General features: G+C 63.2%; 22 protein-coding genes and 1 pseudogene. 7 read left to right on the top strand and 16 right to left on the bottom strand.

Features of this window, described 5'->3' with window-relative positions; all coding sequences use genetic code 11:
• Positions 1 to 41 precede the first annotated feature (41 nt).
• Positions 42 to 1094 carry an Ldh family oxidoreductase gene (locus AC10V3_RS23000; RefSeq protein WP_022537705.1) on the bottom strand — a complete coding sequence of 351 codons (1053 nt, stop codon included), beginning with the start codon at positions 1092 to 1094 and terminating at the stop codon, positions 42 to 44.
• A gap of 66 nt (positions 1095 to 1160) precedes the next feature.
• Positions 1161 to 2222: a Bug family tripartite tricarboxylate transporter substrate binding protein gene (locus tag AC10V3_RS22995; RefSeq protein WP_022537704.1), complete on the bottom strand. Its 1062-nt coding sequence runs from the start codon at positions 2220 to 2222 to the stop codon at positions 1161 to 1163.
• A 175-nt stretch (positions 2223 to 2397) separates the two neighbouring features.
• Between AC10V3_RS22995 and AC10V3_RS22990 the strand changes: the two genes are divergently transcribed.
• Entirely contained in the window at positions 2398 to 3321 is a 924-nt protein-coding gene (locus tag AC10V3_RS22990) for a LysR family transcriptional regulator (protein WP_051369998.1), read from the top strand.
• A 161-nt stretch (positions 3322 to 3482) separates the two neighbouring features.
• On the opposite strand, the gene AC10V3_RS22985 is transcribed toward AC10V3_RS22990, so the two are convergent.
• Positions 3483 to 3815, bottom strand: a complete 333-nt coding sequence (locus AC10V3_RS22985; RefSeq protein WP_022537702.1) for a hypothetical protein — start codon at positions 3813 to 3815, stop codon at positions 3483 to 3485.
• 509 nt (positions 3816 to 4324) lie between these two features.
• Between AC10V3_RS22985 and AC10V3_RS22980 the strand changes: the two genes are divergently transcribed.
• Positions 4325 to 5923 (top strand): GAF domain-containing sensor histidine kinase, encoded by a 1599-nt coding sequence (locus tag AC10V3_RS22980; RefSeq protein WP_490924050.1) that lies wholly within the window; start codon positions 4325 to 4327, stop codon positions 5921 to 5923.
• Positions 5924 to 6096: 173 nt separating this feature from the next.
• On the opposite strand, the gene AC10V3_RS22975 is transcribed toward AC10V3_RS22980, so the two are convergent.
• Genes AC10V3_RS22975 through AC10V3_RS22955 form a run of 5 tightly spaced genes read right to left on the bottom strand, consistent with a single transcriptional unit; the run spans position 6097 to position 12253 of the window.
• Positions 6097 to 6915, bottom strand: coding sequence for an enoyl-CoA hydratase (locus AC10V3_RS22975; protein ID WP_022537700.1), 819 nt, complete (start codon positions 6913 to 6915; stop codon positions 6097 to 6099).
• Positions 6916 to 6940: 25 nt separating this feature from the next.
• Positions 6941 to 8356, bottom strand: coding sequence for an aldehyde dehydrogenase family protein (locus tag AC10V3_RS22970; RefSeq protein WP_454752699.1), 1416 nt, complete (start codon positions 8354 to 8356; stop codon positions 6941 to 6943).
• Positions 8353 to 9123 carry an enoyl-CoA hydratase/isomerase family protein gene (locus AC10V3_RS22965; RefSeq protein ID WP_454752698.1) on the bottom strand — a complete coding sequence of 257 codons (771 nt, stop codon included), beginning with the start codon at positions 9121 to 9123 and terminating at the stop codon, positions 8353 to 8355. Before AC10V3_RS22965 ends, AC10V3_RS22970 begins: the two co-directional genes overlap by 4 nt.
• Positions 9124 to 9126: 3 nt before the next feature.
• Positions 9127 to 11256, bottom strand: coding sequence for an acetate--CoA ligase family protein (locus tag AC10V3_RS22960; RefSeq protein WP_490924048.1), 2130 nt, complete (start codon positions 11254 to 11256; stop codon positions 9127 to 9129).
• The gene (locus AC10V3_RS22955) at positions 11249 to 12253 is read right to left on the bottom strand and encodes a Bug family tripartite tricarboxylate transporter substrate binding protein (RefSeq protein ID WP_454752696.1); all 1005 of its coding nucleotides are present in this window, start codon (positions 12251 to 12253) and stop codon (positions 11249 to 11251) included. The genes AC10V3_RS22960 and AC10V3_RS22955 overlap by 8 nt, the downstream gene beginning before the upstream one ends.
• Positions 12254 to 12382: 129 nt before the next feature.
• Between AC10V3_RS22955 and AC10V3_RS22950 the strand changes: the two genes are divergently transcribed.
• From AC10V3_RS22950 to AC10V3_RS22940, 3 genes are all read left to right on the top strand, one after another.
• Positions 12383 to 13285: a LysR family transcriptional regulator gene (locus AC10V3_RS22950; protein WP_454752695.1), complete on the top strand. Its 903-nt coding sequence runs from the start codon at positions 12383 to 12385 to the stop codon at positions 13283 to 13285.
• 118 nt (positions 13286 to 13403) lie between these two features.
• The gene (locus AC10V3_RS22945; RefSeq protein ID WP_022537694.1) at positions 13404 to 13961 is read left to right on the top strand and encodes a GNAT family N-acetyltransferase; all 558 of its coding nucleotides are present in this window, start codon (positions 13404 to 13406) and stop codon (positions 13959 to 13961) included.
• Between the two features lie 138 nt (positions 13962 to 14099).
• The gene (locus AC10V3_RS22940; RefSeq protein WP_022537693.1) at positions 14100 to 14435 is read left to right on the top strand and encodes a hypothetical protein; all 336 of its coding nucleotides are present in this window, start codon (positions 14100 to 14102) and stop codon (positions 14433 to 14435) included.
• 72 nt (positions 14436 to 14507) lie between these two features.
• On the opposite strand, the gene ppk1 is transcribed toward AC10V3_RS22940, so the two are convergent.
• Positions 14508 to 16556 (bottom strand): polyphosphate kinase 1, encoded by a 2049-nt coding sequence (gene ppk1 / locus AC10V3_RS22935; RefSeq protein WP_454752694.1) that lies wholly within the window; start codon positions 16554 to 16556, stop codon positions 14508 to 14510.
• A 218-nt stretch (positions 16557 to 16774) separates the two neighbouring features.
• Between ppk1 and AC10V3_RS22930 the strand changes: the two genes are divergently transcribed.
• Positions 16775 to 17089 (top strand): hypothetical protein, encoded by a 315-nt coding sequence (locus AC10V3_RS22930; RefSeq protein ID WP_022537691.1) that lies wholly within the window; start codon positions 16775 to 16777, stop codon positions 17087 to 17089.
• Between the two features lie 248 nt (positions 17090 to 17337).
• The gene (locus tag AC10V3_RS22925; protein ID WP_490924047.1) at positions 17338 to 18612 is read left to right on the top strand and encodes a DUF445 domain-containing protein; all 1275 of its coding nucleotides are present in this window, start codon (positions 17338 to 17340) and stop codon (positions 18610 to 18612) included.
• Positions 18613 to 18629: 17 nt separating this feature from the next.
• Here the strand turns inward: AC10V3_RS22925 and AC10V3_RS22920 are convergent, their stop codons facing one another.
• The 7 genes and pseudogenes from AC10V3_RS22920 to AC10V3_RS22890 all read right to left on the bottom strand — a co-directional run bounded on the left by AC10V3_RS22920 (position 18630) and on the right by AC10V3_RS22890 (position 23988).
• Positions 18630 to 20156 (bottom strand): CYTH and CHAD domain-containing protein, encoded by a 1527-nt coding sequence (locus AC10V3_RS22920; RefSeq protein WP_454752692.1) that lies wholly within the window; start codon positions 20154 to 20156, stop codon positions 18630 to 18632.
• Positions 20157 to 20285: 129 nt separating this feature from the next.
• Entirely contained in the window at positions 20286 to 20423 is a 138-nt protein-coding gene (locus AC10V3_RS22915) for a carboxymuconolactone decarboxylase family protein (RefSeq protein WP_490924046.1), read from the bottom strand.
• A 162-nt stretch (positions 20424 to 20585) separates the two neighbouring features.
• Positions 20586 to 20816 carry a tautomerase family protein gene (locus tag AC10V3_RS22910; protein ID WP_022537687.1) on the bottom strand — a complete coding sequence of 77 codons (231 nt, stop codon included), beginning with the start codon at positions 20814 to 20816 and terminating at the stop codon, positions 20586 to 20588.
• Between the two features lie 23 nt (positions 20817 to 20839).
• Positions 20840 to 21199 (bottom strand): MmgE/PrpD family protein, encoded by a 360-nt coding sequence (locus tag AC10V3_RS22905; protein ID WP_454752690.1) that lies wholly within the window; start codon positions 21197 to 21199, stop codon positions 20840 to 20842.
• 85 nt (positions 21200 to 21284) lie between these two features.
• A pseudogene (locus AC10V3_RS22900) lies at positions 21285 to 22250 on the bottom strand (MmgE/PrpD family protein); the annotation flags it as partial.
• A 480-nt stretch (positions 22251 to 22730) separates the two neighbouring features.
• Positions 22731 to 23057 carry a hypothetical protein gene (locus AC10V3_RS22895; RefSeq protein WP_041681929.1) on the bottom strand — a complete coding sequence of 109 codons (327 nt, stop codon included), beginning with the start codon at positions 23055 to 23057 and terminating at the stop codon, positions 22731 to 22733.
• Between the two features lie 46 nt (positions 23058 to 23103).
• Positions 23104 to 23988: a helix-turn-helix domain-containing protein gene (locus AC10V3_RS22890; RefSeq protein WP_022537682.1), complete on the bottom strand. Its 885-nt coding sequence runs from the start codon at positions 23986 to 23988 to the stop codon at positions 23104 to 23106.
• Positions 23989 to 24329: the final 341 nt, after the last annotated feature.

The raw sequence follows: 24329 nt of genomic DNA, 5'->3' as shown, positions 1-24329 counted from the left end.
GCGCAATGCGCCCTGCTTGGCCGCGACGCGGCCAAGCCCTCTCAAGCCGCAAGTTTTGCGGCGTGATGCTTCAGAAGTGACAGGACGGATGCGTCGATCGTCAGGCCCTGTTCGCGCTGGCGCGCCATGTTAGACAACTCGATCTCACCGGGAACGATCACGGGCTTTCCTTCCTCTGCCGCGGGACAGCCGTGCAGGATGGCCGCAAAGTCCTTCATGCGATCGGCGAGCCATTTGGCGGAACCCAGCCGACGGGTGTCGATCAGGATAAAGAAGTGCCCCAGGTTCTGCGGCTCGTCCGGCGCGTCGACCCAGGATTTCACGTGTGTCAGGTAGGCCGCATCGGATAGCAAGCCGGCGAACAAGTCCACCACCAGCGCCAGGCCATAGCCTTTGTGCCCGCCTATTGGCAGCAGGAAGCCGGCCAGCGCGGCGGCTGGGTCCGTGGTCTTGCGGCCTTGCTTGTCGGTTGCCCACGTATCCGGAATGGGCGCTCCCGCCTTGAGCGCATTGCGGATCTTGGCACGTGCGACGACGCTCATAGCCATGTCGAGCATGAAGTGGGCGCCGTCGTGACCGGGTACGCCAAAGCCAAGCGGACTGTTGCCAAGGCGAGCGTCACTGCCGCCCCAGGGCGCGATGGTCGTCGTGGCATTGCTCCCGATCATGCTTGCAAAGCCCGCCTCTGCAGCGATATGGCAGTAGGGCGATACGGGACCGAAATGATTGCTGCCTCGCACCAGCGCCATCCCGATGCCGCATTCCCCGGCCACTTCCATGGCGGCTTTCAAGCCTTTCATGCCGACCAATGGACCAACGCCGTTGCCCCCGTCTACCTTGACGAGCGCGCTGGCAACACGTTCGACCTGGATAGCCGGCCGTGCGGCAATTCCGGCAACTTCGAGGCGCTCGCCGTAAGACTCGATACGACTCAGGCCGTGGGTGGAAAGCCCGAAAAGGTCAGCCGTCACAAGGAGGTTGACGACTTCATCAGCATCAGCGGGAGTCAGCCCCAACCCTTGGAACGCCTGGCTGCCAAGGTCGCGAAGCGCCGCCTCCGGCAAGGTTGCGCGGCTGTCCGTTTGTACATTCATAGAGTTACCCAATTGTGTTGGTGCAGCGGAAGATCAATGAAACAGGAAGGACCTGGCGCCGGCTGCCTAGTTGGCCTTGACGTTGGCGCTGCGAACCACAGCGCCCCAGCGATTCCGTTCGGCCCGGATAAATCGGGCAAATTCCTCAGGGCCTTGCCCCATCGGGGCGCTGGAATCTTCGGCCAGGCGATGGCGTACCGCGGGGCTGTTCAGCGCCTTCACGGCTTCCGCATGCAAGCGCTCGACCACTACGGTTGGCGTCTTGGCCGGAACCAGCAGTCCAAACCACTGGGAACTTTCAAAGCCCGGATAGCCTTGCTCTGCGACGGTAGGAACATCAGGGATAGCAGGGAGGCGCTCGGCCGCCCCCACGGCCAGGATGCGTAGCCGGCCTGCTTTCACGTGTGGAAGAAATCCGGGAAGCCCCGCTGCCGCAGCGTCGATATTGCCGGCCAGCAGATCTGTCATTTGCGCGCCGGTCCCCTTGTAAGGGACATGTAGAAGATCGGCGTGCACCGTGACTTTCAGCATTTCGAAGGCAAGGTGACCGGCGCTTCCGTTGCCGGCCGAGCCATAGGTCAGCTTGCCCGGCTTTGCCTTTGCCAGTGAAACGAAGGCGGCCAATGACCTGGCATTTACGGCAGGGCCAACCGCAAAAACCATAGGCACCTTGGCCAACAGCGTCACGGGAGCGTAGTCCTTCTCTGGATCGTAGGGCAGTCGGGGCATCATGGCCGGATTGACCGCCAAGGTGCCGACGTGTCCCAGCACCATGGTGTAGCCATCCGGCGTCGCACGCGCTGCGTCTTGCATGGCAACGATGCCTTGACCACCGCCCTTGTTATCCACGATGACTTGTTGCCCCAGGTTCTTGGACATTTCCGCTGCGATGGAGCGCGCGATGACGTCGGAACTGCCTCCCGGCCCATATGGCACGATCAGTCGTATGGGCTTAGCCGGCGTCCACGCCTGAGCCTGCGCCTGCGCAGGCTCAGGCAAGCCCATGCAGCAGGCCGTCGCGACGGAGAACGCCAGAACCAGCCCATGGCTTAGCCGTTTACGACGTGTGGTGGAAAGTGGATGTGCAAGATCAAGCGCTGGGGGCGTATCGGATTCTTCAGATCTCATATTGCTCTTCTATCGAGATGGAATGCGTGAGCAAGCCAGGGCACACCTCGCTCCGAGGTTGTCTCCACCCCTCGTAAGCCGGCCTCCGCACCTGGCAACGTTTTGTGAGGCAATGATCTACGCCGGGCATTTCCGTGTAAAGTGCAAATATTCGATGGATTCTTGCGTTTTACACATGAATTTCGACCTAGCCGATTTACGCGCCTTTCTCGCCGTAGCCGACCTCGGTAGTTTCCGAGCCGCTTCGGAGGTACTCTTCCTTTCGCAATCAGCACTGTCACGGCGTGTTGATAAGCTCGAGGAAGCGCTTGGCGTGGATCTTTTTGTCCGCACGACCCGGAAGATCGAGTTGACCGCCGTTGGCCGTGCTTTCATGTCCAAGGCACGCAATGTCCTGAACGATCTGGAAGAAGCGATGCTAGGTATCCGCGATGTCGCCGAGAGGCTGTCCGGAGAGGTCACGTTTGCGTGTGTTCCATCGGCGGTGGGGTATTTTCTGCCGTCCGTCGTAGCGGAATTCCATCGGCGATATCCGCTTATCCGGCTGCGGGTGATGGATGAGTCTTCAGCGGACGTCTTGCTTGCGGTGACTCGCGGCAATGCCGACTTTGGCCTGACCTACATCGGAACCCAGGAGGCGGACATCGAATTCAAAGCGCTGATGGAAGAGGCGTTTGTCGTGGCGTGCCAGGTCGATCATCCACTTGCAAGCAGAAGAAAACTGAAGTGGTCGGAACTCGGTCAATACGACTACATCACCCTCGCTCAAGGCAGCGGCAATCGCTTTCTCATAGATCAAGCGCTGGCGCGCGTACCCTCCAAGCCACGCTGGTTCTGTGAAGTCCACCACGTGCCTGCGCTTGTGAGTCTGGTACAGGCTGGCTTAGGAATCGGTGTGGTTCCGCGGATGGCGCTACCGCCGGAAGGCCACAAGGCATTGACGGCGATCCCGCTTACGGAGCCTCGGGTGACGCGCACGCTGGGACTTATATCCCGGCGAGGCCGCGCGCTGCCGCCCGCGGCGAAACTGCTCTACGATCTCCTGGTCGCGTCAAAAAGCGCAGGGTCAAGGGCTACGTCCACACACCGCAAGGCCTGATCTGGTCCGGCTCTGAGCCGAAGCGGGCGTAGTAGGTGCATAGCCCACGCCTACCACCAATTGTGCGAATGTGCGTGACGGGTGGACAAAGGCCGATCGAGATCCTTTGCTCGCCAGACCTCCCCAGCAGCAGCTTCGAAAAATTGCCTCTTGCCTGGAGGTTAAGCGGACGTAATCCTGCAAATCTTCGAGATCATGTAACCCACACCGGCGATCCGGTGTTCGTGCTTGGGAGCAAAGGCATTCAGATGGGCCGTGATGCAGCGATCGATCGTCGTGCAGGCACCCTCGTCATCAAAGCCAGGTAGAAGTGAGATGTTGATACCTGGCATCGGGTAGTCGAGAAGACGAGCCTCTGCCATACGGGTGTAGAGGTTGCCGTTGCGGAAGTCCGCCGGGATGTCGTCCCACTTCGGCAGGAGTTTCACAGTGCTGAGTTCCAGCTCTGCTTCGGTGATGCTGTCCACGTCAGCGCGGGAGAGCGAGTAGGTCATGCTGGTTTCATCCTTCCAGGAACGTCGGAATAGGAAGCCATGTTGGCGCGCGTCTCGGCTGGAGCCGCATCCGTCGCCGTCATGGCCGCTAAGACAAGACTAACGGGGCGGCGGCGATTCAGGCCATGCAAAGTGCGCCAACTACTTTGCAATACATGCCACTGACTATTCTTGTCGGGCGTCGACGGCCTTCGACCGTCACAACGTGTGCTGGGGACCCTCCCCGAAGATGCGACGGGCGCGCACCTTCCCCTCGCGGCCACGTCGGTATTTGTGTCCTGCTGGACCAGCGAGGACGTTGACTTCTGCCCCTGTGCGTTCCCCGGAATGGGAAGCCAAGGTCACGTCGTAATCGACCCGAACAGGGTCTACCATTCAGGCTGGGATAGGCGCTCATCGGAGAGCAGCCGCCTGTTACAGATCTGAGCTGCGCGACGCGCAACGACACCTTCACCTGTCGCGAGAATATGAATCGATGAGATGAATCGTTCTTCAGCGCAATAGCGACCATGCCACATTCCATCCAAGTGCCCCCTGAAACCGTCAGGAAGTGGCAAGAGATTGTCGATCTACTCGCCGAGGTCATGCGCGTTCCTTCCGCCTTGATAATGCAAGTAGAGCCTCCGAACATCAAAGTCTTCGTATCCAGCGAGTCCAAAGGGAATCCTTACGAGCCGGCCGAGACCGCGCCTTTGAACACGGGCCTTTATTGCGAGACCGTGATGAAGACCCGTCAACCGCTGCTTGTCCCTGACGCTTTGCAGGACGAAGAGTGGAAATCGAACCCTGATATTAAACTGGGCATGATTTCGTACCTGGGTGTTCCGATCAGTTGGCCCGATGGCGAGATATTCGGAACGATTTGCGTTCTTGACAGGAAAGGAAACCATTACAGCGAGCCCTTCCTCAGACTTCTGCTCCTGTGCCGCGACATGTTGCAGTCTGACTTGAGAACGTTAGCAACACTGAACAAACAACTCGAAGAGCGCGAAGCGAAAATCCAGCGCCTGGTCGACGCCGACATTATCGGGATCTTCATCTGGGGCGAAAGCCGGATCATCGAGGCCAATGACGCGTTCCTCCGCATCGTGGGCTACGAGCGTGAGGATCTCGTCTCTGGTCGCCTCTGCTGGACAGACCTGACCCCGCCGGAATGGCTCGACCGCGATTTCCGACAATATCTGCCAGAGCTCAAACGGACCGGCCACTTGCAACCGTTCGAGAAGGAGTATTTCCGGAAGGACGGCAGCCGGGTGCCTGTGCTGATCGGCGTGGCGAGCTTCGAAGATGGCGGGGACCAAGGTGTCGCTTTCGTGCTCGATTTGACCGAGCGTAAGCGCGCGGAGGCCGAAGCGCGCGAAAGCGAGCGCCGCTACCGCGAGATCCAGGCTGCGCTGGCGCACGCAAACCGCGTCACGACCATGGGGCAGCTCACGGCCTCGATCAGCCACGAATTAAAGCAACCGATCGGCGCGTGCGGCGCCAATGCCGAGGCGGGTCTACGCTGGCTGAGCGCACCGTCGCCGAATCTAGAGGAGGCTCGCCAGGCGTTTGAACGTATCACCAAAGACGCAAGGCGCGCCAGCGAGATCATGAACCGCATTCGTGGCCTCGTCAAAAACACTCCGATGTATAAGGAGTCGGTGCAGATCAACGAGGCGATTCGTGAGGTCATGACCCTGACGCGCGGTGAGACCATGAAAAACAACGTTTCTGTGCGGATGGAGCTTACGGAGGACTTACCGCTGGTTGAAGGCGACCGGGTGCAACTCCAACAGGCGATGCTGAACCTGATCATCAACGCCATTGAAGCGATGAGCGCGGTTGACGACGGACCGCGAGAACTGACGATTCGCACCGGCAAGGATGAGCCGAGTGCCGTCCTGGTTACGGTGCGCGATTCGGGGCCGGGTGTCGCTTCCGAGAACATTGAGCGCATCTTTGAGCCGTTCTGCACGTCGAAGGCCGGCGGAATGGGCATGGGGCTGTCCATTTGCCGCTCGATCGTGCAAGCGCATGGGGGAACGCTACGGCTGAGCGCGAACCTGCCTCGCGGCGCCGTATTTCAGTTCACCGTGCCCACCAACCAAGACTGCGCGGACGTTTGAACCGTCGGCTCCACGTTGAGCGCGCTTACCAACATGGCAGTTACCAGGAGGCACATGATGACAGGGGAGCGAACCACCGGCATCTAAACCACCACGACCGTATGCAAACCCCCAGCGTATGACGTCTGTTCCTGCGCGAGAGAAACAAACCCCGCCCCTCGAACCGCTACCGCTCACCGCCCGGTGAATCTGGCTGGCCTGCGCTCAATAAAATGCGCCACCCCCTCGGTAAAGTCCTCGCTCCGGATGCTCTCGAACATCTCGGCATTGGCGACGCGCGTGGCCTCGGCCAATGACTGGAATGGCTGCTCCCACAGTTGCCGCTTCATCACGCGGATGGATCTGGGCGAGACGTTCTCGGCCAGGTCGTCGGCATAGTCGAGCGTCGTCGCCATGAGGGCGTCGGCATCGACCACACGGTCGACCAACCCGATCCGCAGCGCCTCGTCGGCCAGCACCTTGCGTGCCGAATAGAGCAGGTCGGCCGCATGGCCAGGGCCGACCACACGCGGCAGCAACCAGGAGATACCGTGCTCGGCAATCAGGCCCCGGCGCGCAAACGCGGTGCTGAACGCGGCGTTGGCGCTGGCGAAGCGCATGTCGCTGTACAGCGCGAACACCAGCCCCAGCCCCGCTGCCGCACCGTTGATGGCCGCGATCACGGGCTTGCGCATGGCCGGGAAGTAGCCATAGCGGGTCTGGTAGTCGGCGCGCCGGTTCATGTCGAAGGGGCGCATCCACTGGGCGGCGCGGATATCGCCCGGTGGCAGCACTTCGAGCTCATTGATGTCCATGCCGGCGCAGAAGCCCTTGCCTGCCCCGGTCAGCACCACCACGCGGACGTTGTCGTCGCGATCGACGGCGTCCATGGCGTCGCGCAGTTCGGCCTCCATGACCTTGGTCAGCGCATTGAGCTTGTCCGGCCGGTTCATGGTGACCACGGCGATCCGCTCGCTTTTCCCCGCGCGAGCAACGGTAACCTGACTGTACATATTGCGATTCCTTTCGATGTCGTGACTAAGGGAGCTGAACGGATCTCGGCTCCAGGAACTCCTCCAGCCCATAGACGCCACCTTCGCGCCCGACGCCGGACATGCCGAAGCCGCCAAACGGTGCCGCGGGGTTGAAGCGGGCGCCGTTGACGTCCACCTGCCCTGCCCGCAGCGCGTTGGCGACCGCTTCGCCGGCGCTGTCATCGGCAGCCCAGACCGCGGCGGCCAGCCCGTAGCGCGTGCCGTTGGCCAGGGCAATCGCCTTGTCGACGCTGTCATAGCACAGCACCGCCAGCACCGGCCCGAAGACTTCCTCATTCGCCAGCCGGCTGTCGGGTGCGACGTTGCCGTAGATGGTCGGCGCGACGAAATAGCCGGTCGCTGGCACTGGCGCATCGGCACCGCCTGCGATCCGGTCAAAGCCTGCCTGCTCCGCTTCGGCGATATGCGCCTGCACGCGCTGACGCTGCTGCGCCGACAGCAAGGGGCCGATCCGGGTTTCGCCATCGGCGGGATCGCCGAGTTTCATCGCAGCCGCCGCTTCCGCCAGCAGTTGCCGGCACCGGGGGTAGTCCTCGCGTGCAACGATCAGCCGGGTAGTCGCGCTGCAGGTCTGCCCCGAATTGAGGAAACAGGAGCTGACCGTCGCCTTGACCGCCCTGGCGAGATCCGCGCCCGGCAGGACCACGGCCGCCGACTTGCCGCCCAGTTCCATCGACACACGCTTCATGTCGCCGGCCGCCTGCGCGGCGACCTTGCGGCCGACCGCCGTGGAGCCGGTGAACGACACCATCTGGATGCCGGGATGCGATACCAGCGCCTCGCCGACCGCCGCGCCGCCCAGCACGAGATTGAGGACGCCCGGCGGCAGCTTCGCCTGCTCGCACGCGGCCATCAGCCGTTCGGTCACGGCCGGGGCCAGCTCTGACGGCTTCAGCACCACCGTGCAGCCGGCCAGCAGCGCCGGCGCCAGCTTGGCCGTGATCTGGTGCAACGGGTAGTTCCACGGCGTAATGGCGGCCACCACCCCGACCGGGGCCAGCGTCACGCGGGAATTGCCGATCGTGCGGACGAAGGCGAACGTGTCGGCCAGCGCCGCCGTGGCGCGCCACGCCGCGATCGGTGCATCGACCTGGATGCGGCGCGACAGCTTCAGCGGCATGCCGACTTCACGCGAGATCTCATTGGCCAGCTCCGCCGCGCAGCCTTCCAGCGCGTCGGCCAGCGCGCGCAGGTACGGCGCCCGTCCGGCTGCGCCCAGCGCCTGCCAGCCAGGCTGTGCCCGCACGGCTGCCGCCACGGCTTCGGCCACGTCGTCCGCGGTGCCGAGACAAACCTCGGCCAACGGGGCTTCGGTCGCCGAATCGTAGACGCGGACCAACTCGCCGCCTCGCATCGGGCGACGTGCGCCGTCTATGTAGTGTTGGGTCAACTGCTTCACTGCGACTCCTTGGTATTGCGTTTGTCCAGAAACGCAGCCATTACGCGCTGCGGTTCGCCGTCGGCATAGCATTCGAGCTGCGCCCGGATCCCGGCGACACAGGCGTCATCGAATCCCGGCTGCGTCATGGCGCGAAAACGCTGCTTGGACAGGCGGACGGCAGTCGGCGGCAGCGCCGCGAGCGATCTGGCCTGCGCGAGCGCCTGTGTCATCAGTTCGGTCTCGCCGCACAGCGCTGTCACCAGGCCGATGTCGAAGGCGCGCTGGCCGCTGACCAGCTCGCCCGACAGCGACATCTGCACGTTATGGGTGTGCCCGACGTGCAGCGTCATCAGATAGGAACCGACGATGCTCGCCAGGCCTGCCTTGACCTCGGGCTGTCCCCAGCGGCTGTCCGCCGTGGTCAGCCGCCAGTCCGCGCACAGTACCAGCTGGAAACCCGCACCGGCTGCCACGCCTCGCACGGCGGCCACGCAGGGCTTGTCCAGGTCGCGGACGGCCTGGTACATCGCCCGTTGCCGGTTCAGCCAGGGCACGAGCTGCTGCCAGGTCACGGTGGCTGCCTCGTCAAGATCCTGTCCGGCGCAGAACGCCCGCTCGCCGGCACCGGCCAGCACGACGGCGCGCACCGAAGGTTCGGCGTTAAGCCGGCCCAGCGCTTCGATCAACTCGCCGCGCAGGGCGTCGTTGACTGCGTTCATGCGTGTCGGGCGGTTCAGCGTGACGATGGCGATGTCGTGATCCTGTTCGACGCGTACGGTTTGCATATTTCAATTCCCCTTGAGTTCCACCACGGCATCGACCGCCATGACACCTTGGTCGGCCGCCATCACCATCAGCGGGTTGATATCCACCGATGCCAGCGCAGTGCGGTGACGCAATGCCCAGTCGCCGAGCGCCACCGCCGACGCTGCCAGTGCATCCAGGTCGAGCGCCGGGATGTCGCGATAGCCATCGAACAGCGGCGCCAGGCGCAACCGTGCGCAGGCCGCCTTGACGTCTTCGGCGGTGAACGGCGCGAGCAGGGTCACGACGTCCTTGCGGAGTTCGAGCAGCGTGCCGCCTTCCCCGATCATGACCAGCGGCCCGAACACGGGATCGACCGAGACGCCCAGCGCAAACTCATGACGGCCCTTGACCATCGTCGCCACGACCACCCGTGGCGATGCCACGCCCAGCCGCTGCAACGTGTCGAGGCAGTCCTGCGTCGCGCTGGCGACGCTCGCCGCATCGGACAGCCGAAGGTGCACGAGGCCGTGCTCGCTCTTGTGCGGGACATCCGCCGCACAGCCCTTGACCACGACAGGCACCCCGCCGAGCGCGTCAAACGCTGCTACCGCCGCATCCACGCTGTCGCATTGCCGGTGCGGCACGATCGGTACGCCGGCTTCGGCGAGCAAGGCCAGGCTGTGGGCCTCGTCCTGCAAGCCGCTGCCGCTGAGCGGCTGTGCGTCAGGCCAGGCCGGCGCCGTCTCGGTCGCCTTTGCCACCTTTGCCGCCTTTGCCGCCTTTGCCGCCTCGGCCAGCCGATGGTGCGCGGCGTATTGCGCCAGCGCTGCAACGGCATCGGCTTCGGTGACGAAGGCCGGCACGCCGTGTCGCACGAAGGCTTCGCGCACGGGCTGTTGCGGCGCGCTCGCCACCAGCGGCCTGGCGTGGTGCGCACTGAAGGCGGCAGCGTCGCGCGCCAGCGCCTCGACGTCGTAGCCGGGACCGGCCACCGGAATGCCGACCATCACCATGTCGGCCTGCGGATCGGCGCCCAGCGCCTGGAGCACGCGCGGGAACATGTCGCCCTTGCCCAGCAGCGCGGCGGTCATGTCGAGCGGATTGCTGGCCGTGCCGAACTCGGGCAGGATCGCGCCCAGTTCGCGCAGCGTGGCCGGTTGCAGTTCGGTCAGCGGCAGGTCGTGCCGTTCGGCCAGGTCGGCCGCCATCACGCCCACCGCGCCGCTATGGCTCATCACGACCGTCCGGCCCTGCCCCGGGGGACGCTGCTGCAAATACAGCGGCACAGCGCGAACCAGCTCGCCGATGTCGCGCGCACGCCAGATGCCGTGACGGGCCAGGAAGGCATCGATCGCGGCGTCGTTGCCGACCAGCGCACCGGTATGCGAGGCTGCCGCCTTGGCACCGCGCTGGCTGTTGCCGGCCTTGATCGCCACGATGCTGGCGCCACGCGCTCGTGCCAGCTCCGCCGCGCGGGCCAGCTGCGCCGGGTCGGACACCGATTCGAGGTAGACCAGGATCAGCCGCACCTCAGGGTCCGCCGCCACGGCCGCGGTCATCGCGCAGGCGTCGAGATCGGCGTCGTTGCCCGTCGCCACCAGGTAGCGCACGCCGTAGCCGGCCTGGCGCAGCAACGCATAGGGCATGACGCTCGCCGCCCCGCTCTGGCTGATGATCGCGATCGGGCCGTCCTGGGGCGCCACCTCCAAGAACATCGTCGAGAAATTAAGCACCGCGCCGCTGGCGAAGTTGGCCGTGCCTTGCGCGTTCGGGCCCACCAGCCGCATGCCGCTGGCATTGGCCACCGCCACCAGTTCCTGCTGCCGCTGGCGTCCCGCCTCGCCCGTTTCGGCAAAGCCCGACGCCATGATGACGGCAGCCTTGACGCCCGCGGCGCCGCACTGGCGCACCTGCTCGAGCGTGGCATCGCCGGACACTGCAATTACGACGGCGTCCGGCGCCTTGCCGATCGCACCGAGGTCGGGGTACGCGCGATAGCCCTGGATGACCTCGCGCACCGGGTTGACCGGAAACACCTCGCCCGTATAGCCGAATGCGCGCATGTAATGGATCGGCCGTCCGCCCACCTTGTTGGGGTTGTCCGAGGCGCCGATCACGGCCACCGATGCCGGCGAGAACAGGGCGTCGAAGGTTGCAGAGGTCTCAGTCAAGGGTCGCTCCCGATGCCTTGACCACCGGCGACCACTTGCCGGCGTCATGCTGGATCAGTTTCGAGAACTCGGCCGGCGTACCCGGCAGCGGCCGGGCGCCCAGCGCGGCGAGCTGTTTCTGCACATCTGCCTGCGCCAGCACGGTCTGCAGTTCGCTGTTCAGGCGCCGGATCACGTCTGGCGTGGTGCCCTTCGGTGCAGACAGGCCGAACCAGATCGTTACGTCGAAACCCGGCAGGCCGGCCTCGGCAATCGTCGGCACCTTGGGCAGCGCATCCGAACGGGTCGCGCCGGTCACGCCGAGCGCCTTGACCTTGCCTGTGCTGATGTACTGCACCTGGCTCGATACCGTGTCGAACATCATCGAGATGCGTCCGCCAAGCACGTCGGTGAACGCCGCCGCCGAACCCTTGTATGGCACATGGACGATGTCGATGCCCGCCATCGACTTGAACAGTTCGCCGGACAGGTGGTTGGAGCTGCCGTTACCAGCCGAGCCGAACGTCAGCGTGCCCGGTTTCTGCTTTGCCAGCGCCACCAGTTCCTTGACGTTGCCGACCGGCAGGTTGTTCGGCACCACCAGCACGTTGACCGTGGAGGCCACCGAGCCCACGGCATCGAATGACTTGACCGGATCCACCTTCAGCGAGCGGTAGAGCGACGGGTTGATCGCCATGGTGCCGGTGGTGGAAAAGAACAGCGTATAGCCGTCAGGTGCCGCCTGCGCGGCGGCCTCGGTGGCGATGGTGCCGCCGGCGCCGCCGCGGTTGTCGATCACCACGGGCTGTCCGAGCTGCTGCGACAGGTGCTGGCCGATCAGCCGCGCCATCGCGTCAGTGGGCCCGCCTGCCGGAAACGGCACAACCAGGCGGATCGGCTTGGCGGGATAGCCGGTGGCGGCGGCAGCGGCGGCGCTGAAGGCGGCCGGGGCGGCAGCGAGCAGCAAGGCGCATAACGGTCGCCGGAATGCGCGAAGCACAGCGGAAAAGCACGGCATGTTGTCTCCAGATGTTTCATAAGGCCCCTCTCTGCCAGGAGGGATGGCCTCAGTGTATGGAGTCCTGAGCCAACGCAAAAGAGTAGAATCGTCGATATCTGATATCGACTTTTTGGATGGGATGACGCCGTGAACCTGAAACAGCTCGAAACCGTGGCGCTGGTGGCCGAAGTGGGATCGCTGTCACGTGCGGCACGCTCGCTGGGAATCGCCCAGTCGCTGGTGAGCCGCGCCATTGCCCAGATCGAAGCCGAATGGGGCGACCGGCTGTTCGAACGGACCGGCCGGGGCGTGGTGCTGTCGGAATTCGGCCAGCGGATCTTCCCGCATGTCCAGTTGCTGCTGGCCCAGTCGGCACGGCTGCGCGACGAGGTCAAGGACGCGGCGGGCGTGCCGGTCGGCCAGGTGAGGATCGGCGTGCTGCCGTCAATGGCGCCGCGCCTGATACCGGCGCTGTTCGAGGATCTGCGCGCCACGGCGCCGGGTGTCCGGCTGCGCGTTGCCGAAGGGTTCAGCGGACAACTCGACGAGGAGCTGGAATCGGGCCACCTGGACCTGGCGGTCATCAACCGCTATGGCCCCGGCCCGCGCCAGGACGAAGACGTGCTCGCCCAGGTCGCCACTTACCTGATCTGCGCGCCCGGGCATCCGCTCGCCGGGATGCCGACGGTGCCGTTCCGCAAGCTCGACGGCCTCCCACTCGTCCTGCCGCCGGCCCCCAACGGGCTGCGATCGATTCTCGACCAGCACGCGCGCCAGCTCGGCATCTCGCTGGATGTCGCGCTGGAAGTGGAATCGCTGAATACGATGAAGGAGGTTGCGCTTGCGGGTGGCGCTTTGACGATACTGCCGATCCTCGCGGTGGATCACGAAGTTGCCAGCGGACGCTTGTCCGCAGTCGAGATTGTCGAGCCGCGCTTAACGCGGACCATTGCCATGGGTGTCACGCGACATCATCCACTGTCCCGGGCGGCGCGGCTCGTTCTGTCCCGGCTTCACGACCTGGTGCCGGAAGTCGCAAGGGGCACCTAGTTGCGGCGGGCTGTCATTTGGCGAGAAATACCCGCGCGGCAGTGTGATTGCCAACAGTGGCACCTGCGGTCAAGGCAATATCGTATGCTTGGTTGCGTAGCCCTATCCCTTTCCGATCATGGACAAGAATGCCTCCGCAGAAGCCGGCTTGCCGTTCCACATGACCTTGCGCGACGGGCGGCAAGTGGTGCTGCGCCCGATCCGGGTGCAGGACAAGGCCGGCCTGCTGGCAGCCTTTCACCGCCTGTCCGAGGATTCGCGTTATACGCGCTTCATGGCTTCGATGCGCGAGTTGCCCGACGCCATGCTCGAGTCGGCAACGCACCCGGTGGCGGGACGAGAGTTCGCGCTGGTCGCCGTGGCCGACGACGGGGAAGCCGGGACCATCGTCGGCGGCGCACGCTACGCCGCAGGTCCGGGTAGCGATACCTGCGAGTTTGCCGTGACGGTCGCCGACGACTGGCATGGCGTCGGGTTGGCAAAGTGCCTGATGCAGAGCCTGATCGGCGTTGCCCGTGCTGCCGGCTACCGGAACATGGAGGGCTTTGTGCTCGCCTCGAATACTTCGATGCGAGGGCTTGCCCGCAAGCTGGGCTTCGTCGATACCGTCTGCCCCGATGACGGCACACTGCGCGTGGTCACGCTTGGCCTGGCTGAGGTGCCGGGGCCTGCGTGAGTCGGGGACAGATAAGGGACGCCGGCATCGCAAGGTCGAGGGAGTCCTCGCGAGCAACGATGGTGATATCGTGCCAGGCTCGGTGCTCGATACCACCGGCCGGCGCAAGACGCGCGCGGCCTTTCCCGCAAACCCATCGTGACCTGCATCTTCCGCTTCGCTTGTTACTGCCTGGCAGCCGCCGGCCTCGCCTTCCTGAACACCGCACATGCCACCGACATCGACTGCGATCCCTCGGCCACACCTGCCGCACCCACGCAGGCGCGGCGGCTGATCTGCGAATCCGCGCTGTTTTCCATGGGCTACCAACGCATCTATGCCGACCAGCAGCGGCTGCTCAAGGCAGGATCGATTACCGAGGCAGACATCGCAGCGTTCCGGAGGAAACGGGACAGTTGCGATTCCGCATCGTGCCTGGACACCGTCTTCCGGGAATGGAGAGCATTCGCGAGCCAGGCCCAACGCAAGCAGTAATTCAAGCACCTCGGCAATCCGCGGCTTGCCTTCAGGACCAGAAGGTTGGCAGTGTCCACGAACCTGAATGGTTCACGTCAAAGCCGCCAGCAGCACGTTTTGCGCAGCCTCGCCGTCATGCGGTGACCGGCGCTCGTATTTTCCGTCCGGCATCATCTGCCAGGCGTCGCAGCGGTCCGACAAATACGCTGTCAAGCCTTCCGCGATCACGCGCTGCTTCAGCCTGGTGTCGAGGATGGGAAAGCAGATCTCGATCCGCCGGGAGAGGCTCCGTTCCATCCATTCGCCGCTGGAGAGCAAGACCTTCTCTGCCCCGCCATCGTGAAAATAGAAGATGCGCGAGTGCTCGAGAAACCGGCCCATGATCGATTTCACCTCGATATTCGTCGACAGGCCCGCCACGCCGGGGCGCAGCGCACAGGCGCCTCTGATAATCAGGTCGATACGCACCCCGTCACGTGAAGCATCGTACAGGGCCTGAATCAGGTCCGGCTCCAGCAATGCATTCATCTTGGCGATGATCAACCCCTTGCCGCCGGATCTGGCGTGCTCGGCCTCGCACCGGATCGCGGCAAGCAATGCCTTCTTCATGGTGAACGGTGATTGCCAGATATGGGTCAGGCTGTTGGTCTGGCCGAGACCGGTCAACTGGCTGAATACCTGGGCCACATCCTGCGTCAGCGACTCGTTGCAGGTCAGCAGGCCAAAGTCCGTATAGGTGCGCGTTGTCTGGCTGTGATAGTTCCCTGTGCCGAGATGCGCATAGCGCCTGAGTTTTCCGCCTTCGCGCCGTAATACCAGCACCATCTTGGCGTGTGCCTTGAAGCCAACGACCCCGTAGATGACATGCGCGCCGACTGCCTCCAGTTGCGCAGCCCAACCGATATTGGCCTCTTCATCGAAGCGGGCCAGCAGTTCCACCACGACAGTGACTTCCTTGCCGTTGCGCGCCGCCTCGATCAGTGCCGACAGCAGGACCGAGTCATGGCCCGCCCGATAGACCGTCTGGCGGATTGCCACCACATCGGGATCCTGCGCCGCCTGCCTGACAAAATCCACCACCGGTGCAAAGGACTGGAAGGGATGATGCAGCAGGATGTCGCTTTCGCGGATGGCGTGGAAGATGTCCGCATGCTCCTGCAAGGCCTTGGGCACGCCGGGCCGGAAAGGCTTGAACTTCAGTTCCGGACGATCGACCTGATCCGGAACCTGCAGCAGGCGCACCAGGTTGACCGGTCCGTTGACCGAGAACACCTCGCTGGTCGACAAGCCGAATTGTTCCTGCAGGAACGCAGTCATCGCCGGGGTGCAGTTGTCCGCCACCTCAAGCCTGACCGCATCTCCGAGATGACGGTGCGGTAGTTCGCCTTGCAGTGCCTCGCGCAGATTCTTGACTTCTTCCTCGTCGACAAACAGCTCGCTGTTGCGGGTCACGCGAAACTGGTAGCAGCCGCGAACCGTCATGCCACTGAACAATTCTCCGACGTGGGCATGAAGGATGGACGAAAGGAAAACAAAGCCATGCTGGCACTCGGAAACATCAGATGGCAGTGCAATGACACGCGGCAGCGCCCGCGGCGCCTGCACGATGGCATAGCCCGAGTTGCGCCCGAACGCATCCTTGCCCTCCAGTTCGACGGCAAAATTCAGGCTCTTGTTCAGGATGCGCGGAAACGGATGCGCCGGGTCCAGGCCGATGGGGGTAAGCACCGGCATCAGCTCGGCAAAGAAAAAGTCCCGGATCCATGCCGCCTGCACAGGATTCCACGAGGGGCGCCGCAGGAAACAGATCTCCTGCCCGGCCATGGCGGGAATCAGCACGTCATTGAACAGGCAGTACTGCTGATCGACCAGTTCGCGAACCCGTTCGTTGAGCCGTGCGTAGACCTCTTGCGGTGTGAGCCCGTCCGGGCCGGCAACCGGAGACTGGAGCAGGCACTGCTCTTTCAGGGCCGCGACGCGGATCTCATAGAACTCATCCAGGTTGCTGCTGAAGGTACACAGCGCACGCAGGCGCTCAAGCAGCGGCACGGCGGGATCGGCAGCCTGCTGCAAGACGCGGTCGAAAAACTCCAGCTGGCTGAGTTCGCGGTTGATGTAGAGTTCATTGCCATTCAGCATGCCAGCTCGCAGGCGTATTTGTGCGTGGGATGGGATTCATGTTCCATGATATGCGTGCCCACGACGGTCGGCGCGCCGCCGTCGGCAATTCCACATGTGACAGCGCCAATCTGTGTGTGCAGCATGAATAACTTGTCATCCACGTTTGGGACGGAGATTCGTCCCTCCAGGCGCATCCACTGCCTAAAATGGTCTGGGCGTGCCCACTGGAGTAAGCAATGACACATGAAATGCCGCCGTTTACCGAGACCACCCCGGCAGGACTGAGGAGCTTGATCGATCATATCGAAGCTGCCGCCGCGGCCGGTCACCTTGACCCGGAGTTTGTGCGCAAGCTGGGCAAGCGCATTGCGAAGGAGCTGGAGGAGATGAGAGCCACCAAGCTACGTAGCGACAGCGAACTTGCAGGGCTGGAAGCGAGCGTAGCGGCCCTGACTCATGCCGCCGACAGTAAGGACGGCGCCAGGCTGACCAGGTCGCTGCAGAGGCTGCGGGAGCACGAGATACCCGCCGGTGAGGGGAAACCTAACTGAAAGGCCTTCGATAGCCCCTGATTTCTTTGCTCCTCTCGTCAGGCAGCAATACTGGATCCGACGAGGAGCAGGCGAGGTTGGCGGATTCCCTGTCCGCTCCATGCCACTTGCCGAAATCAAAATTATTAAGTAAATAGCCCATTCTCTCTCGTGGACGCTTTCGTGGAAAAAAGCGACCACCGGTTTCATATGGCACGCGCACGAGACCTCGCAACCGTGATCCGCAAACTCCTTCGACAGGCATCGTATTGAGCGATCTGACCGGCAACAGGGAAGACACCGCCATGGCGCCTGAACGGCTGAAGCAGGCGCGCCTGACCCGCATGCGGATCACCGCCACTTGCCTGCTGGCCGCCATGATCGGCTTGCTGATCGTCAGCGTCATGTTGCAGCGCGACTATCCTGCCCTGGCATGGCTGCGCGCCTTTGCCGAGGCGGGCACCGTCGGCGCCATCGCCGACTGGTACGCCGTAGTGGCACTGTTCCGGCATCCTTTCGGCATTCCGGTCCCGCACACCGCCATCATTGCGCGGAACCAGGAGCGGATTGCCAAAGGACTGGGCAGTTTCGTCGAGCAGAATTTCCTGACACCGGAAATCGTGGTCGACAGGCTCCGCAGCCAGAACACGGCCGCAGCGGTTGCCGCCTGGCTGGCCAGGCCGGAGAACAGCCGGATCATCGCCGATTCCGTCGCAAGTTCGGTTCCCGCATTGCTGGGCAGCCTCAACGACAAGCAAGTTGCGCGGCTCTTCGAACGCACGGTGGTGCCGCAACTGCGCACGCTGGATGTGTCCCGCCTTGCCGGCAATGTCCTGACGATCCTGACTGAAGGCGGCCGCCACCAGCCGTTGTTGAATCACGGGCTGCGGGCGCTGGAGCGCTGGCTCGTGGCGAACTCGGATGTGGTCAAGGCAAAGTTCGGCGAGGCGTCCAGGTACACGCCTGCCCTGCTCGACCGGTATATCGTCAACAAGTTTGTGGAAGGCATCATTGCGCTGCTGCATGAAGTCGTGGCGCATCCTCATCACGAGCTGCGCCAGCAGTTCGACGCCGCCATCCAGGACATGATCGGCAAGCTGCAGACCTCCGACGATTACCGGCGCGTTGGCAAGACCTGGATGCGGGACTGCATCCGGTATCTCAGGCGCGAGGACTACTACCGGATTCTCTGGGAGCGAGTCCGGGCCCGCCTGAACGCCGATATCGCCAGCGAGCGGTCATTGAGCCGCGACACGATCGCCGGCACGCTGGCCTCGCTCGGCAAATCCGTCTCGGAGGATCCAGCCATCCAGCAGAAACTCAATGCATGGTGGCTGGATCTCGTTCGCACCGTGGTGCTTCGCTACGGCCGCCATATCTCCGCGCTGATCACCGAAGTGGTGCAGAGCTGGAACGCCCAAGAAGTCAGCCGGAAGATCGAGGCGGAGATCGGGCCGGACCTCCAGTACATACGGATCAACGGCACCTTCGTCGGTGGCGCCGTTGGCGTACTGCTCCATGCGGGAGCGCTGCTGCTGGCTTAGGACGCCGCCAGGCATGTCTATCGGGGCCGTTCGACGCGACGGAAGCGCTTCCAGAGCTGCTTCTGCCTTGGCCGGTCCGCTTCGCGCTGGGCGGCCAGGAACCCTCGCGCATAGGCCGCGCCCGCCGCCACCGCCTCGTGCCTGTGCTGAAGCTTGCTGAGCAGGCCATCGGCCACCGCGATATCGTTGCCCCAGCCCAGGTCGTCTTGCAGCCGAGACAACGCCTTGTGATACCCGCGCAATGACTTCTGCGGCAGCAGGGACGCAAAGAACTCGGTTGCGTACCGCAGCTTCTTTGCCGCGATACGGGCCCGATGTCGACGCTGCGCGTCCAGCTTGTGCAGTCCCCGGCCCCTGCGCACCAGCTTGCGATGCCGCTTGCGCAGCGTATCGCGCGCGAATTTGGTCACGGGCGCCGCCATTGCCTTCGACGGCTCCTGTTCATTGCGCCACGCTGCCGAAGCCACCCACCGGTTCAGCTCGATGGCGAGCTTCGCGTAACGGGCTGAAGAGACCGCTTCCGCGGCGGCCTGGCGCCGCTGCGCTGCGATGTCCTGGGCACGCTGCCGCACACGGTCCAGGTCGGCCTGTGTACTTTCCTCCGCCACGATCGTCGGGAGCGTCGAGTGGGCAAGGACTTCCCAGTCCCTGGACTCGCCAAGCTCCCCGGCGATCCATTGGATCTCGTCCTGGAGTGCGTCCGGACATGCCAGCACCGGCGAGAACATGTCTAGAGCGGAGCGAAGCCGCCGCAGCCCCACACGCATCTGGTGCACGCCCTCGGCCGAACGTCCCGATGCCACGGCAGCTTCGTTGCCGTGTACCTGCGCCAGGCAATTCTCTGCAATGCTGCGGAAGGCGGCTTCCACGCTGTCTTTCGGATCCAGTTCGAGCGGCGACGCGCGTACGGCCGCCAGCTTCTCGCAAACCAGCAGCCCATAGCCACGATCGCCCTTGCTCATGAAGCTCAGGCGCAGCGGAACCACTTGAAGGATCTGCGCGGCCAGCGCATAGAGATGGGCGGGATCGCCCTCCTTGAGTTCCATTTCGAACTCGAGCACGGGTTGGCTGGCTTCGCCCGCACTGACCACGCCCCGGTCGATCGCCAGCTCGACTTCGTCTCCTTCTGGCAGTTTCAGCGGGACGACGGTGCGACTGATGTCCGCCGAGAACACCGGCGCCAGCCGCTCGTCCAGCCCGTTTGCGTCAAAGATCCTTCGGACACAGGCGTCCTTCGGCACCAGCTTGTGCAATTTCGTCGTATCGGGCTGCCAGCCGGCGACTTGCGATTCATATTCCTCGCGCTGGAACAAGCCGGCACCACGCTCGCCCACGGACTTCAGTGTCTGGACCAGGTGGTCACCGTCGTTACGCACGCGCAGGGAAGCATGGCGGCGACGCAGATCCAGTTCCGGCGTGTCGAAGTACTGGCTTTTCAGCGCCGCCTCGTGCCGTTGCCCGCCCTGCATGGACTGCAGCAGCGGCAGATCCCGTACGCGACCGGCCTGGTCGGCCGACAGTTCAAACTTCAGTTCCCGCTCCATGGTGTCACCTCCATGAAGCTATGTTAGGCGTCGTGGGCCCAGGGCGCGCGACCCGCGTTCAGACCCTTGCCCGATGCGACGCCGCCGTCGCCATCGCGCTATGGTGTGCAGCATCAGGAACAGGCGTCGCTACATCACCAGCTTGTTGAAGCTTTCTTCCAGCATCGGAACACCGATCAACGCGCCGTGGATCCCGATGACACTGGCGATCTCCAGCACCTCCATGATCTCGTGTTGCGTAGCGCCATGACGAATGGCATTGCGCATATGTGTCTTTATGCCGGGCTTGTACAAATGTGTTGCTGCAGCACCCAGTGCACAGAGCACGAGTTCTGGATGATGTCCCCGATCAGCTGGACCCGACGCTCCTGCGTCAGGCCGGCTTTAATGTGGCATTCAATGAACGGCAAGATTGTCTCCTCGAATCCATTATTTCAGGCGGCTGATCAATGCTTTGTCGTTGGCCGCGCCTTCGACGTATTCCGGAAGATGCTCGCCGTGCTCGACGAAGTTGATGCCACGGCCTTCACGAATCACGAAGAAAATGTCGTCCTTCGTCTCTCCGGTCGCCTCACTGACCACACGTAGCAGGCCCGCCGCAAGCTGCCGCTTCTGCTCGTCGGTCCTGCCAAATCGCATATCACAAGAAATAAGGGCCATCTGTCTCTCCTGAGCCTGTGTCGTTACTGGATTCCCCGGTGTTTCGCCGGGAACTTTGGTGCCGGACTCACCTTCGCCATGAGTTGCATCAACTCAGAAATCGAATGCTCATCCAATGTCGAGACCAGATGAATGATCTGGCCTCGAAGCGCTTCATCGGCATATGGCTCGCTCAGCCAATGGAATTTCTCGACCGCGCGCTCCCAGCTGAGCGGATTGCCGAGACCGCCTTCAAAACCGACGTGCTCGGCAGACAACTCGCGGCCGTCCTTGCACCGGATCGTCACCCTGGTGTTCAGCGCCTGGGGATACTGGGCGGTGAATGCCGGATCGGGACGCACGGTGACCTTTTTCAGCAGTGCCTGCGCATCGGCTGCCTGCACGCGCTCGGGCTCCAGCTGGGCTGGGCCCTACCTGGTCGTCGAGCAGGGCGGCTGCGATCAGGTATTTGAGGTTGTAGTCCGCTTGCTCTTTGGTCTGCGGATGATCCTTGGGACCGAAGGCGCCACCGCCCGCGATGTCGAAGCCCGTCTGGAAGATGTCACACACCACTTGCTCGACGTCTTCACTTTTCACGTGGTTCTTGCGCTTGAGCGCAAGCGTGGCCTCGAGCACTGGCTGGCCGTGGATCAGCGAGCAGTACTTCTTCATCACGGACTGGAAGATGATCTCGAGCCGCTGATCCTCCCAATCGACGTCAATTGGCTGGTCGAACATCCGGACCAGGCCGTTGGGCCCTTCAAACAGGCGAAGCGGACCGGTGAACCCGCGCTTTGCAAGCGACGCCGCATAGACCGCGCGCATGCCAGTGATGCCCGGGGAGAATCCCTTCCATTGCGAGACCGGCTCGGAATGAACGCAGGTCAACGAAATGTTGTCCACGGTGGCGATCGCTATCGCATGGGCGAGTTGCTCCTGATCCAGGCCAAACAGCTTGCCCGACCCGGCCGCCGCTGAAACTGCGAGCTGGATAGCGTGATTGAAGCCCTTTGCCATCACCGGAACGACTGCCGTAATACGCCCCTGGATCTCATACGCTACCGCCAGCGCGAGCATGAAGTCCTCGCCGCTCGCGGACACATGCACAGCCGCCGCCAGGATGGCGCCGAAATTGTCGCTGGGGTGGCAAAGCCCGCCCGGCGACATGTAGCTGTCCAACAGATCGACGTAGCGGACTAGGCCGGAGTTGTACAAGGCGGCCTGGTCAGGCGATGTCTTGCCGCCGCCGATCAGCGAGCACGAACCCGAGCCACGGTATTCATCGAACTGCTCTCGCAGTGCCTTGAACGGGGTGCCAGGAAGCGCCGCAATCGCACAGCCGAGACTGTCGAGGATATTGCGCTTGAACAGATGGCGAGCCTGCGGGGTGAGTTGATTCGCTCGCGCGTTCGAAGCGAACGTTCCAATACGTTGAACCGTGGTGGGTGCAGTCATGTCTGGAAGCTGTCTCTTTAGGAGTGTCCAATCGCAACAAGTGTGATCTGCTCTGGCAACAAAGCGTCACGCCTTGGAGACGAAGTTTGGACCGTTCCAGAAGAGAAGCAAGCGAGGATATTGCATAGGGTTATCTATCGCGCAGATAGCCCCTCTGCTCCCCGATATGTCGGGTCGGAATGCGATGCTGCGCGCCGCCGGCAAGGGCTGGCCGCGCGCATTGCCTCCAGACTGCATTGCAAAACAACCTTATTGAATCTTCAGGGAAGGCCTTTTCAGTTGTGCAAATTTGTCCGGTTTAATCGATATTCCCGGACGCAAGGCGTGAGCGGCACCGGGCTTGTACGCCGCGCGCCTGCACGAAGAAATCCGTCCCAAGTTGCTTGAGACCGTCCGGGAAATCGAGCGCAGCCTCGGGCAAGGCGCGCGCGAGCCGCAAGCCGAACGAGCGGCACTGAGTCCGTCGCTCTGACGCGGACGTCAGAACAACTGCTTGTTCGCGTCGTAGTGGACCACGATCTCGTTCATGGCGGCGAGCAGCGCCTCCGCGCCACCGGGAAGCGCCTGCTCGACCGCGCGCATATAGCCCAGTAGCTGGTTCTTGGCCATCTCGGCGACTTCCATCGTGATGCCTTCGTCGTCGTGAAGAATCACATAGGAACGCGCGAATCCATACACCAGGAAGTAGGCGGCCGCATGCGACGGATCGCTTTTCATCAGTGTCGGCATGCTCTCCTTGACCCTGAGGAAGGCATCGGTGCCCGGTACGCTTGCATTGAACTGCTCGGTGACAGTGCTGAACGTCATGGTGGTCATCGCTGGTTTTGAAGAAGGAGGATGGAACGAACTGAATTCAAACCTGCTGGAGCATGCGCCGCAGCAGCGCCGCACCGTCAGCCCCCTTGTAGGCTCGCTGCCACAGGGACTCGACCATGTGCGTGTACAGGGCAACGGCTTCGGGCGCGGCGGTCACGGAAGCGATGCCGGATGAGATGTTCGGGAACTCGCCGAAGCGGAACGGGCTGACCGCCACATAGGATCCGCTCGGGCGCTCGAAGACCTGAAAGGTCGCGTTCGGCATGCTCTCGTCGACGATGCCGATCTGCATCCCGATGGGCTGCTTCTCCAGCAGTTCGGCAATGCGCTCGACCTCCGCACGCGCCGCGAGCGACCGCTCCATCCTGGTGGCAGGCGGCAGGTCCATTTTGCCGACAAGTCCGAAATGGACGAAGCGCTCCAGTTCGCGCAGCCCGATCAGGCTGACGATGGGCGCAGGACTCGACACGAACGAGCGCTTGCGCTCCTGCAGCAGCTCCATCATGGCCCGGATGCGCTTGTCATCGAGGTGGTCGCCGCTTTCCCGCAGCATCTGCTCCAGATAGCGGTCGTAGTCGGGAGAAGTGAGCAGGAAGGAAATGGGCTCGAAGTGCGCCAGAATCCGGGTCGCGCCCTGTTCCAGCTGGCGCATGCGCTCGATATAGGCCAGCGCCGACGGATAGTATTCCGTCCCCGCCCCCAAAAGCGACGCGAGCGAGGTGTCAAGGATGCCCGCCAGCTTCTCCAGCGTCTCAATTTTTACAATCTCGCCCTTTTCCATGCGGTAGACCGCGGCGCGCGAGATCCCCAGCACTTCGGCAATTTGCTCGGCACGCAGCTCCGCGCCCAGGCGATAAGCCCGCAGGCGGGCGCCAATGGCCTCGAAATCGATCATTCCGGCTGCGGTGGCACGACGATCCATCACTGTCTCAATAATTAGATTGCTGTCACTATAGCACGCTGGCGCGGGACAGCAATGGCCTCTTTTTGCGGACTCGGGAGATACCCTGATCCCATCAAAAATTCCTTGCCATGGCTATCGGGGACGAATAGTCTAAAAAAAAAGATTTCCACTGCATGACGCCCGGTTGTACGCCCCAGGTCGGCTACCGGACGCAGGTGTAGTGGGTTTTTAGATGCCATCGGTCTAAAAAAGGAGACAGACATGACAAAGCATCCGCCTTCCGCGCCAGCACCCCACTCCCCAGGCGCCCGATAAGCCCCTGCCGCAGCAAGTCACGACTACGATATCCAGAGGACTGT

Source organism: Cupriavidus sp. PB-02, from assembly GCF_058252315.1.
The sequence above is the reverse complement of the archived record's forward strand: the minus strand, read 5'-3'. Positions and strand labels throughout refer to the sequence as shown.